Origin of the sequence: Klebsiella sp. GW_Kp181 (assembly GCF_040062315.1) — a bacterium.
GTDB classification, from domain to species: domain Bacteria; phylum Pseudomonadota; class Gammaproteobacteria; order Enterobacterales; family Enterobacteriaceae; genus Klebsiella; species Klebsiella oxytoca.
Genome location: NZ_JBEAFR010000089.1, coordinates 97,022 through 109,190, shown reverse-complemented (window position 1 = coordinate 109,190; position 12,169 = coordinate 97,022). Strand labels below are relative to the sequence as shown.

Genomic DNA, 12,169 nt, shown 5'->3' with positions numbered 1-12,169 from the left:
GAACTTCCATAGAGGCTTTATCGCCTTCTACGGTGATCAGCGACTGTTCAGCGGCAATCTTATCGCCCACTTTAACCATCACTTCAGTGACTTCAACTTCATCACCGCCGATATCCGGAACGTGAACTTCTTTAGAACCCGAAGCTGCCGGTGCAGCAGCAGCCGGAGCGGCTTCCGCTTTTGCCGGAGCTGCGGCAGGCGCTGCGCCCGCTACTTCGAAGATCATGATCAGGGAGCCGGTTGAGACTTTGTCGCCGGTGTTAATCTTGATCTCTTTCACGGTACCCGCGAACGGCGCCGGAACTTCCATAGAGGCTTTATCGCCTTCTACGGTGATCAGCGACTGTTCAGCGGCGATGGTGTCGCCCACTTTAACCATGATTTCAGTGACTTCAACTTCATCACCGCCGATATCCGGTACGTGAACTTCTTTTGCGCTCGCGGCTGCAGGCGCAGCGGCGGCCGGAGCGGCTTCTTTCTTCTCTTCCTGCGCAGGTGCAGCGGCTGCTGCACCATCGGCGGAATCGAAAATCATGATCAGTTTACCGGTCTCGGTTTTGTCGCCGACGGAGACTTTAATCTCTTTAACAACGCCAGCCTGCGGAGACGGGACTTCCATAGAGGCTTTGTCGCCTTCTACGGTGATCAGCGACTGTTCAGCTTCAACTTTGTCGCCAGGTTTGACCAGAATCTCGGTGATTTCAACTTCATCAGCCCCGATGTCCGGTACTTTGATTTCGATAGCCATTATTCTTTTACCTCTTACGCCAGACGCGGGTTAACTTTATCTGCATCGATGTTGAATTTAGTGATGGCTTCCGCAACCACTTTCTTATCGATTTCGCCACGTTTAGCCAGTTCGCCCAGCGCTGCTACCACCACGTAGGAAGCATCAACTTCGAAGTGGTGACGCAGGTTTTCACGGCTGTCAGAGCGACCGAAGCCGTCGGTACCCAGTACGCGGTAATCATCAGCCGGTACGTAAGTACGAACCTGCTCAGCGAACAGTTTCATATAGTCAGTAGACGCAACCGCCGGAGCGTCGTTCATCACCTGGGCAATGTACGGAACGCGCGGAGTTTCCAGCGGGTGCAGCATGTTCCAGCGTTCACAGTCCTGGCCATCGCGCGCCAGTTCGGTGAAGGAGGTAACGCTGTACACGTCAGAGCCTACGCCGTAGTCGTTGGCCAGGATCTGCGCTGCTTCACGCACGTGACGCAGGATAGAACCGGAGCCCAGCAGCTGAACTTTACCTTTGCTACCTGCAACGGTTTCGAGTTTATAGATACCTTTACGGATACCTTCCTCGGCACCTTCCGGCATCGCCGGCATATGGTAGTTTTCGTTCAGCGTGGTGATGTAGTAGTAAACGTTCTCTTGCGCTTCACCGTACATACGTTCCAGACCATCCTGCATGATGACCGCAACTTCGTACGCGTAAGACGGATCGTAAGAGATACAGTTCGGGATAGTCAGAGACTGAATGTGGCTGTGGCCATCTTCGTGCTGCAGACCTTCGCCGTTCAGCGTGGTACGACCGGAAGTCCCGCCGATCAGGAAGCCGCGAGCCTGCTGGTCGCCAGCCTGCCAGCACAGATCGCCGATACGCTGGAACCCGAACATGGAGTAGTAGATGTAGAACGGGATCATCGGCAGGTTGTTGGTGCTGTAAGAAGTCGCAGCAGCCAGCCAGGAGGCGCCGGCACCCAGTTCGTTGATACCTTCCTGCAGAATCTGGCCTTTTTCGTCTTCTTTGTAGTAAGCAACCTGCTCACGGTCCTGCGGAGTGTACTGCTGGCCGTTCGGGCTGTAGATACCAATCTGACGGAACAGACCTTCCATACCAAAGGTACGCGCTTCATCGGCGATGATCGGCACGAGGCGGTCTTTGATGGATTTGTTCTTCAGCATCACGTTCAGGGCACGTACGAACGCGATAGTGGTCGAGATCTCTTTGTTCTGCTCTTCCAGCAGCGGACGGAAATCTTCCAGGGTCGGCAGCTCCAGCTTCTCAGTGAAGTGGGTCTGACGGCTCGGCAGATAGCCGTGCAGTTTCTGACGCTGGGCGTGCAGATAAGTGTGCTCTTCGGAACCTTCCGGGAAGGTTACGTACGGCAGTTTTTCGATATCAGCATCGGCAACCGGCACATTGAAACGATCGCGGACGTAGCGTACGCCGTCCATGTTCATTTTCTTAACCTGGTGAGCGATGTTTTTACCTTCGGCGGTGTCACCCATGCCGTAACCTTTGATGGTATGGGCAAGGATTACGGTAGCTTTGCCTTTGGTTTCCTGCGCTTTTTTCAGTGCAGCATAGACTTTCTTCGGATCGTGACCGCCGCGGTTCAGGGCCCAGATCTGCTCGTCAGTCCAGTCGGCAACCAGCGCTGCGGTCTCCGGATATTTACCGAAGAAGTGCTCACGCACGTAGGCGCCGTCTTTGGATTTGAAGGTCTGGTAATCGCCGTCAACGGTTTCTTCCATCAGCTGGATCAGTTTACCGCTGGTATCTTTACGCAGCAGCTCATCCCAGCGACCGCCCCAGATAACCTTGATAACGTTCCAGCCAGCACCGCCAAAGATGCCTTCCAGTTCGTTAATGATCTTGCCATTACCGGTAACCGGACCGTCAAGGCGCTGCAGGTTACAGTTGATTACGAAGACCAGGTTGTCCAGCTTCTCACGGGTTGCGATGGTGATCGCGCCTTTAGATTCCGGCTCGTCCATCTCACCGTCGCCGAGGAAAGCGTAAACGGTCTGTTTAGAGGTGTCTTTCAGGCCGCGGTGTTCCAGATATTTCAGGAATTTAGCCTGATAAATCGCACCGATTGGGCCCAGACCCATAGAGACGGTCGGGAACTGCCAGAATTCAGGCATCAGTTTCGGGTGCGGATAAGAGGACAGACCTTTACCGTGAACTTCCTGACGGAAGTTGTTCATCTGCTCTTCAGTCAGACGACCTTCCAGGAAAGCACGCGCATAGACGCCCGGAGAGATGTGGCCCTGGAAGTAAACCAGGTCGCCGCCGTCCTGCTCGTTGCGTGCGCGGAAGAAGTGGTTAAAGCACACTTCGTAGAAGGTTGCGGAAGACTGGAAAGAAGCCATGTGGCCGCCCAGTTCGAGATCTTTTTTCGATGCGCGCAGAACGGTCATGATGGCGTTCCAGCGGATCGCAGAACGGATACGACGTTCCAGATCCAGATTACCCGGGTATTCCGGCTCATCTTCAACGGCAATAGTGTTCACGTAACCGCCGGTCGATGCGCCAGCAGCCACTTTCACCCCGCCTTTGCGGGCTTCAGAAAGGAGTTGGTCAATAAGATACTGAGCGCGCTCAACACCTTCTTCACGGATGACCGATTCGATCGCCTGTAGCCAGTCGCGAGTTTCGATCGGATCCACGTCATTTGGTAAACGTTCTGACATGGGGGGTATTCCTTATCTATCTAATCGTTGATTAATCTGGAACCTGTCCCATTGCGCTCTTTGTTCTTCATGCTTCTGGCTGTCTCTTTGTTGGCTTCGCTACCTCACTCCAGTCGCATAGTTCACTATGCTCCCGGGGATTCGCGCGCTTGCCGCCGCGATACACCCAAAATTATTTTGAACAACTAAAAGTGCAATAAGACAGGTTCTGCGTTTAGTTGCCGCGCTCTAAAAATGGCGCTTAAGAACCGGAGTTCTCATCCTTTCGTTGCTGTAAACGACGCAGTGAGCGTTCACGACGGCTCTGCTCACGGCTACGATCCAGCAAAATTTCCTCTATGAACGCCAGGTGACGATGCGAGGCTTCACGCGCCTGCTCCGGCTCCCCGGCGATTATCGCCTCAAAAATTCGAGTGCGATGATTGCTGACCTGCGGGAGCATTTCCCGGCGGGCGTACAACAATTCAAAATTCTGGCGAACGTTCTGAGCCAGCATTGGCTCCATACAGCGTAGTAGATGGAGCAGCACAACATTGTGCGCCGCTTCGGTGACGGCTATTTGATACTGGACGACGGCATCGGATTCAGCATCAAGATCGCCCGACTGCTGAGCCCGCTCGATAGCCTGATGCAGCTCGCGAATGCGTTCACGATCTTCATCATTGCTGCGCAGCGCTGCGTAATATGCGGCAATGCCTTCAAGCGCGTGACGGGTTTCCAGCAGATCAAATTGGGATTCAGGGTGGTCGGACAGTAGCTCTACCAGCGGATCGCTGAAGCTCTGCCACAGGCGGCTTTGTACAAACGTTCCGCCCCCCTGGCGACGAAGCAACAACCCCTTAGCTTCGAGGCGTTGAATAGCCTCACGTAGCGAGGGACGGGAAACGTCAAACTGTTTTGCCAGTTCACGTTCAGGCGGGAGCTTTTCACCGGGGCGCAACGTCCCCTCAAGGATTAAAAACTCCAGCTGCTGCTCTATCACATCGGATAGTTTTGGTTGGCGGATCTTGCTGTAGGCCATATTCCCTGTCTCTGCCATTAGCCCGGAGTCAATTGGTCTTACCAATTCATAGTTCGTATCGCTAAAGTAACAAAGTATTCACCTTCTGTCCATACAGGTTTTGATTGAAATCATTAAACCCGGCACGTTTTAACAACCTTACAGAAATAACATTTCATAAATGTAACTTTGCACAAATGTTGTGTTTACTCACAAGGAGGTAGCATTAACTAAATGGAAACGAAAAATTACGCTATCTGAACCGATTCAACGCCTTTTTTAATGAATATAAATTCACTTAACATGAATAACAGAGAAGAAAGGAGTAGATGCGGAGTATGCTGGCATAATTTACAAATGGTTTCTTTTTGCTCGCTTCGTCATCATCCCTTCATAAAGCAGGTGCATTCAGCGGCGCTTATCACTATTCTCCATGTTACGAAAGGCCTTTTCATGAATTACCCTCTCTGCCTTGCGTAAACAAATAAGTACACATACGGAATTTGATAATTACACACATACAATAATATGTGCGCTACATCACTCGGGGAAAAACGGGGCGCAGGCTCAGTGAAACTTCGCTGACTATGCTATCAGGCAGGGATGGACAGCGAAGAAGTCACCTGATGGATGACGCATACAAACATAATAACCATAACCACACACGAGGTTTCATGATGGAAGGTCAACAGCATAGCGATCGGCTAAAGCGCGGCCTTAAAAACCGCCACATTCAGCTTATTGCGCTGGGAGGCGCTATCGGTACCGGTTTGTTTCTGGGTAGTGCATCCGTCATCCAAAATGCAGGTCCCGGTATTATTCTGGGCTACGCAATTGCCGGTTTCATTGCCTTCCTGATCATGCGTCAGCTGGGCGAGATGGTGGTAGAAGAGCCGGTAGCCGGTTCATTTAGTCATTTCGCCTATAAATACTGGGGCGGCTTTGCGGGCTTTGCTTCCGGATGGAACTACTGGGTTCTCTACGTTCTGGTGGCCATGGCCGAGCTGACCGCGGTCGGGAAATACGTTCAGTTCTGGTGGCCGGAAATTCCCACCTGGGTTTCTGCGGCCATTTTCTTTATCGCCATCAATGCTATCAACCTGACTAACGTCAAGGTGTTTGGCGAAATGGAGTTCTGGTTCGCGATCATTAAAGTTGTCGCCGTTGTGGCGATGATCCTGTTCGGCGGCTGGCTGTTATTCAGCGGCAACGGAGGTCCGCAGGCTACCGTACGCAACCTGTGGGAGCAAGGCGGGTTCCTGCCGCACGGCTTCACCGGGCTGGTGATGATGATGGCGATTATTATGTTCTCCTTCGGCGGCCTTGAGCTGGTGGGTATTACCGCCGCAGAAGCAGATAACCCGGAGCAAAGTATCCCGAAAGCGACCAACCAGGTTATCTACCGCATTCTGATTTTCTATGTAGGATCGCTGGCCGTTCTGCTCTCTCTGCTGCCGTGGAGCCGCGTGACCGCCGATACCAGTCCGTTCGTCCTTATCTTCCACGAACTGGGCGATACCTTCGTCGCTAATGCCCTGAATATTGTGGTATTAACCGCAGCGCTTTCCGTTTACAACAGCTGCGTATACTGCAACAGCCGTATGCTGTTCGGTCTGGCCCAGCAGGGGAACGCGCCAAAAGCGCTGATGAGCGTCGATAAACGCGGCGTGCCGGTTAATACGATCCTCGTTTCCGCGCTGGTCACCGCGCTGTGCGTACTGATTAACTACTTCGCGCCGGAATCCGCGTTTGGTCTGCTGATGGCGCTGGTGGTTTCTGCGCTGGTAATCAACTGGGCGATGATTAGCCTGGCGCACATTAAATTCCGCCGCGCTAAGCAGCAGCAGGGCGTGGTCACCCGCTTCCCGGCGCTGTTTTATCCGTTAGGCAACTGGATCTGCCTGTTATTTATGGTCGGGGTGCTGGTTATTATGCTGATGACTCCGGGGATGGCGATTTCCGTCTATCTTATCCCGGTGTGGATTGCCGTTCTCGGCGTCGGTTATCTGTTCAAGCAGAAAACCGCCAGCGCCGTTAAAGCATAATCATACATCACCTGAATCTGTGCCCGCCCGCCGCTGGCGGGCACAGCGCATTGTTATCTGCTTCACACTTTCCTCGTCATAACCCATTTATCCATATCGTCGACCCTATCCTGCAACGCAATCATCTCTTACCCGACTAATAATCCTCTCCATACCGCAACGGGGAGATCGTCGCTATGAATGGCAATAAGCTTTCAGTTAAAGAGAAAATAGGCTACGGAATGGGCGATGCCGGATGTAATATTATCTTCGGCGCCATCATGTTGTTTGTTAACTATTTTTATACGGATATTTTTGGTCTCGCACCGGCGCTGGTCGGGGTGCTTCTGCTTTCCGTACGCGTTATTGATGCCGTGACCGACCCGATTATGGGGGCAATGGCAGACCGTACCCGCAGCAAATATGGCCGTTTTCGCCCGTGGCTCCTGTGGATCGCTTTCCCGTACGCGCTGTTCAGCGTCCTGATGTTTACCACCCCGGAATGGACGTACAATAGCAAGGTTATCTATGCTTTCGTCACCTACTTCCTGCTCTCTCTGACCTACACCGCGATCAACATCCCCTACTGCTCATTGGGTAGCGTGATTACGAACGACCCGCAGGAACGCGTGGCCTGTCAGTCATATCGTTTCGTATTGGTCGGCATCGCTACCCTGTTGCTCTCCCTGACGCTGCTGCCGATGGCGGACTGGTTCGGCGGCGAGGATAAAGCCAAAGGCTACCAGATGGCGATGACCGTGCTGGCGATTATCGGTATGTGCATGTTCCTGTTCTGCTTCGCCACCGTCCGTGAACGCGTAAAACCCGCAGTCCAGACCAACGACGAGCTGAAAAAAGATCTAAAAGACGTCTGGAAAAACGACCAGTGGGTTCGCATCCTGCTGTTAACGCTGTGCAACGTCTGTCCGGGCTTTATCCGTATGGCCGCGACCATGTACTACGTCACCTGGGTTATGCAGCAAAGCACCCACTTCGCCACGCTGTTTATCAGCCTCGGGGTTGTCGGAATGATGATCGGCAGTATGCTGGCTAAAGTCCTGACCGACCGCTGGTGCAAACTGCAGGTGTTTTTCTGGACCAATATCGTCCTGGCGATTTTCTCCTGCGCGTTCTATTTCTTCGACCCGCACGCCACCATGATGATTATGGTGCTCTACTTCCTGCTGAACATTCTGCACCAGATCCCGTCGCCGCTGCACTGGTCGCTGATGGCCGACGTTGATGACTACGGCGAATGGAAGACCGGTAAGCGCATCACCGGCATCAGCTTCTCCGGCAATCTGTTCTTCCTGAAAGTCGGCCTGGCCATCGCCGGCGCGATGGTTGGCTTCCTGCTATCCTGGTACGGTTACGATGCCGGCGCGAAGCAGCAAAGCGCTTCCGCGATTAACGGTATCGTATTGCTGTTCAGCGTTATCCCCGGCGTCGGCTATCTGATTACCGCCGGCGTGGTGCGTATGCTGAAGGTAAACCGCGAATTTATGCGGCAAATTCAGTCCGACCTCGAAAAACGTCGGATTAACTACAGCGAGCTCAACGACTATCAGGAACTGAAAACCGGCGAACATGTAAGGAAAGCATAATGAAAAACTGGCCGAACCCATTTATTGAACAACGCGCGGACCCTTATATTCTGCGCCATCAGGATAGCTACTACTTTATCGCCTCGGTACCGGAGTATGACCGTCTGGAAATCCGTCGCTCAGCCACCCTTGAAGGCTTGCGCGACGCGCAGCCGGTGGTCGTCTGGCGTAAGCCGGACAACGGCCCAATGAGCCAGCTCATATGGGCCCCGGAGCTGCATAAAATTAACGGCAAATGGTATATCTACTTTGCCGCCAGCCACACGCACGATCTGGATGCGCTGGGTATGTTCCAGCACCGCATGTTCGCGCTGGAATGCGCGGACAGCGACCCGTTAACCGGTAAATGGCAGGAAAAAGGCCAGATTAAAACGCCGCTTGATACCTTTGCGCTGGATGCCACGACTTTCCGCCATCAGGGTAAGCAGTGGTATCTATGGGCGCAAAAAGATCCTGAAATTAAAGGCAATACCAACCTCTATCTGGCTGAACTGGAAAATCCGTGGACGCTAAAAGGTCAGCCGGTCATGCTGAGTCAACCCGAGTTCGACTGGGAGTGCCGAGGTTTTCTGGTGAACGAAGGCCCGGCGGTACTGTTCCATGGCGACAAGCTGTTCGTCAGCTATTCCGCCAGCGCCACCGACGAAAACTACTGCATGGGCCTACTGTGGATAGCCGTCAGCGCCGACCCTCTCCGCCCGGAAAACTGGCATAAAGCGCCGCAGCCGGTATTTCGTACCAGCTATGAGAATCGTCAGTATGGGCCCGGCCACAATAGCTTTACGCAAACACCGGAGGGAGAAGATGTGCTGGTGTACCATGCGCGCAACTACACCGAAATCGAAGGCGACCCGCTGTACGATCCGAATCGCCATACGCGCCTGAAGCTGATTCGCTGGCAAGAAAACGGGATGCCTGATTTTGGCATCCCGGCAGCAGAGACGAATTAAAAGCGGAACCTGCCCGCCAGCGGGCAGGTGCTTAAATCAACGTACCGTAAATCGTCAGCAGCGCCATAATCACGACCACCACCAGCGATGTTTTTTTCGCCATTGAGACTGCTGCCTTCGGCGTTGCCACTTTATCCACATGCGGCTCGCGCGCAAGTGAATACTGCGCCAGGCGCGTCAGCACCTGATACTGCGAAGAGTGGCGGTCGCCCAGCGAAGCAAACCACGCAGGCAAAGCCTTTTCCCCGTGTCCAATCAGCGCGTAGACCACGCCGACCAGACGTACCGGAACCCAGTCGACTACGTGCAAAATGCCGTCAATCCCCGACTGTAAGCGATGACGCGGCGTCTGATAACGCGCCAGCCAGGTCTGCCAGGCCCGCAGCGTACAATAGGCCACCAGAGTTAGCGGCCCCCACGGTCCGCCGACAACGAACCAGAACAGCGGAGCGAGATAGTAGCGGTAGTTAATCCACAGCAGCGCGTTTTGCAGCTCGCTCAGATATTCACGCTGGTCGCAGCCGGGCGGCACGCCGTGGATCAGGGTGAGCTCGCTGGCCATCGCATCGCAGGCGCGGCTATCGTCGCGCACCGCGGCTTTCAGATAGGCGTGATAGTGCAAACGCACTTTACCTGCGCCAATACACAGCAAACCAAGCAGGATCCAGAACACCAGCAAAGGAACGTTAAACAGCTGCCCTTGCAGCAGGCGCTGAATAACATACACGACCACCGCCGCCGCTGCCGTCATCAGTACGGTGGTCAGCAGGGAATAATGCTTAACCCGGCGAAACAGCACTTCCAGCCGGTGATCGAGCTGCCAGTGCTCGCCAAGCTTAAACAAACGCTCGGCTATAAGTACTAACAGCGTAGTGAACAACGTCATGGCATCTCCTTATTCTGACGACGGGGTTAACAGACTGCGAAATTTAGCCCAGTCAAAGGCCGGACCGGGATCCGTTTTACGCACGGGCGCAATATCGCAATGGCCGGTGATATGGTCAGCTATCGCCGGATAAAGCAAGATAAGCTGACGGGTAACCGCAACCAGTTGCTGATACTGCGCGTCGGTATAGGCCAGCGTATCGGTCCCTTCCAGCTCAATACCGATGGAAAAATCGTTGCAACGTTCTCGGCCGCGGTAGCTGGAAACGCCCGCGTGCCAGGCACGCTTATCAAAAGGGACATACTGCACGATTTCACCATCGCGGCGAATCAGACAGTGTGCCGAAACGCGAAGATGAGCTATTTCAGCAAAAAAAGGGTGCGCATTCGGATCGAGCGTCCCGCTGAACAGGGCATCAATCCATGGCCCGCCAAACTCACCTGGCGGCAGGCTAATATTATGCACCACCAGCAACGAAGGGGTTTCATTATCCGGGCGGCTATCGTAGTGCGGCGAAGGAACCCGACGCGCTTCTACCAGCCATCCCCCGTTCAACTGCATGTTGATCTCCTTATTACTAGCTTATGCATTCGCGGCACCGTAGCCATCGCATCCCCGGCATCATTTGCGCTCTTCTTCAGATGGCTAACACCAAAAACTCCACGCTGAAAACCACCGGCGAAATGAAGCGGATGTGGTACGGAAACGTCGTTCAGGTTAGCATGTTTCCCACTTCTGAATCTTATCTATCTGGAGCTTTCTCATGACGCCTCGTCGCTACAATCCCGACCGCCGCCGTGACGCGCTGCTGGAGCGTATTAATCTTGATATTACCGATGCCGTGGCCCAATCCCTGCGGGAAGATTTAGGCGGCGAAGTGGATGCCAATAATGACATTAGCGCCCAATTATTGCCGCAGGACGCACGCTCGCACGCGGTAGTGATCACCCGTGAAGACGGCGTATTTTGTGGTAAACGCTGGGTGGAAGAGGTCTTTATTCAGCTTGCGGGCGATGATGTTAACTTCACCTGGCATGTTGCCGATGGCGATGCGGTAAAAGCCAACCAGCCGCTGTTCGAGCTGGAAGGCCCTTCGCGTATTTTGCTTACCGGCGAACGTACCGCGCTTAATTTCGTGCAGACACTCTCCGGGGTGGCAAGCGAAGTTCGTCGCTATGTCGACCTACTGGCCGGCACTAAAACTCAGCTGCTCGATACACGCAAAACGCTGCCTGGACTGCGCACGGCGCTAAAATATGCCGTTCTTTGCGGCGGCGGCGCCAACCATCGTCTGGGTCTCTCCGATGCCTTTCTGATTAAAGAGAACCATATTATCGCTTCCGGCTCGGTACGGCAGGCGGTAGAAAAAGCGTTCTGGCTGCACCCGGATGTTCCGGTAGAAGTCGAAGTTGAAAACCTTGAAGAGCTGGATGAAGCGCTGAAAGCCGGTGCCGACATTATTATGCTCGATAACTTCACTACCGATATGATGCGCGAGGCGGTCAAACTCACCAATGGCCAGGCAGCGCTGGAAGTCTCCGGCAACGTCACATTCGACACCATTCGTGAATTCGCTGAAACCGGCGTCGATTACATTTCCGTAGGCGCATTGACCAAGCACGTCCGCGCTCTTGATCTCTCTATGCGTTTCCGCTAATTCCCTCGCCCCGGTTTGCACTTCATGCCGGGGCGCACTTTTGCGAACCGACTCGCACGCCAGTAATCTCTCGCTGCAACCCGCAAAAAAAGCCTGGAAGCCTGCTTCCTTAGGCGCGATCCGCTGCTCGTATCGCAGAATAAAGCCCGGCAAAGTGCTCCCGAGGATAACAAGGAGCAACTTATGGACAAACAACGTGGTTTTACTTTAATCGAACTGATGGTGGTCATCGGAATCATCGCGATACTCAGCGCAATCGGCATTCCGGCTTATCAGAACTACCTACGAAAAGCAGCACTTACCGATATGCTGCAAACCTTCGTCCCTTTCCGCACCGCCATTGAGCTTTGCGCGCTTGAGCACGGCGGCATAACCACCTGCGATGGCGGCAGCAACGGTATCCCTTCGCCCGCGACTACTCGCTATGTCTCGGCCATGACCGTGGCGGCAGGCGTTGTCACGCTCACCGGACAGGAAAGTCTCAATGGCTTAAGCGTCACGATGACGCCGAACTGGGATAACGCTAACGGCATTACCGGCTGGCAGCGCGTGTGCAATATTACCGGTGATAGCGCACTCAAGCAGGCCTGTGAAGACGTGTTCCGTTTTAACTGAGGCCGCA

10 protein-coding genes are annotated in these 12,169 nt (G+C 53.9%); 5 read left to right on the top strand and 5 right to left on the bottom strand.

Annotated elements, in window-relative coordinates; translation table 11 throughout:
* The 3 genes from ABLV11_RS27970 to pdhR form a co-directional block, all read right to left on the bottom strand.
* Positions 1-748, bottom strand: a 748-nt coding sequence (locus tag ABLV11_RS27970) for a biotin/lipoyl-containing protein (protein ID WP_348856134.1), incomplete at its 3' end; no start/stop codon positions are given.
* A 14-nt stretch (positions 749-762) separates the two neighbouring features.
* Positions 763-3,426 carry a pyruvate dehydrogenase (acetyl-transferring), homodimeric type gene (gene aceE / locus ABLV11_RS27965; RefSeq protein ID WP_004108078.1) on the bottom strand — a complete coding sequence of 888 codons (2,664 nt, stop codon included), beginning with the start codon at positions 3,424-3,426 and terminating at the stop codon, positions 763-765.
* A gap of 241 nt (positions 3,427-3,667) precedes the next feature.
* Positions 3,668-4,447 (bottom strand): pyruvate dehydrogenase complex transcriptional repressor PdhR, encoded by a 780-nt coding sequence (gene pdhR, locus ABLV11_RS27960; RefSeq protein ID WP_004098632.1) that lies wholly within the window; start codon positions 4,445-4,447, stop codon positions 3,668-3,670.
* 653 nt (positions 4,448-5,100) lie between these two features.
* Here pdhR and aroP point away from each other — a divergent pair.
* The 3 genes from aroP to ABLV11_RS27945 all read left to right on the top strand — a co-directional run bounded on the left by aroP (position 5,101) and on the right by ABLV11_RS27945 (position 9,004).
* On the top strand, positions 5,101-6,471 hold the full coding sequence (gene aroP, locus ABLV11_RS27955; protein WP_163529310.1) for an aromatic amino acid transporter AroP: 1,371 nt from the start codon (positions 5,101-5,103) through the stop codon (positions 6,469-6,471).
* Positions 6,472-6,647: 176 nt separating this feature from the next.
* A complete protein-coding gene (locus tag ABLV11_RS27950) occupies positions 6,648-8,054 on the top strand; it encodes an MFS transporter (protein ID WP_004108084.1) in 1,407 nt (468 codons plus the stop codon).
* The gene (locus ABLV11_RS27945) at positions 8,054-9,004 is read left to right on the top strand and encodes a family 43 glycosylhydrolase (protein WP_126488460.1); all 951 of its coding nucleotides are present in this window, start codon (positions 8,054-8,056) and stop codon (positions 9,002-9,004) included. The genes ABLV11_RS27950 and ABLV11_RS27945 overlap by 1 nt, the downstream gene beginning before the upstream one ends.
* A 31-nt stretch (positions 9,005-9,035) precedes the next feature.
* Here ABLV11_RS27945 and ampE read toward each other — a convergent pair whose 3' ends face one another.
* Together ampE and ampD are read right to left on the bottom strand one after the other, a co-directional pair.
* A complete protein-coding gene (ampE, locus tag ABLV11_RS27940) occupies positions 9,036-9,890 on the bottom strand; it encodes a beta-lactamase regulator AmpE (RefSeq protein WP_126488458.1) in 855 nt (284 codons plus the stop codon).
* 9 nt (positions 9,891-9,899) lie between these two features.
* Positions 9,900-10,451 (bottom strand): 1,6-anhydro-N-acetylmuramyl-L-alanine amidase AmpD, encoded by a 552-nt coding sequence (gene ampD, locus ABLV11_RS27935; protein WP_004108091.1) that lies wholly within the window; start codon positions 10,449-10,451, stop codon positions 9,900-9,902.
* 202 nt (positions 10,452-10,653) lie between these two features.
* Between ampD and nadC the strand changes: the two genes are divergently transcribed.
* Entirely contained in the window at positions 10,654-11,547 is an 894-nt protein-coding gene (nadC, locus tag ABLV11_RS27930; protein WP_004108093.1) for a carboxylating nicotinate-nucleotide diphosphorylase, read from the top strand.
* A gap of 183 nt (positions 11,548-11,730) precedes the next feature.
* Complete coding sequence (ppdD, locus tag ABLV11_RS27925) at positions 11,731-12,162, top strand: prepilin peptidase-dependent pilin (protein WP_004108095.1); 432 nt, start codon at positions 11,731-11,733, stop codon at positions 12,160-12,162.
* The last annotated feature ends 7 nt before the right edge of the window (positions 12,163-12,169 follow it).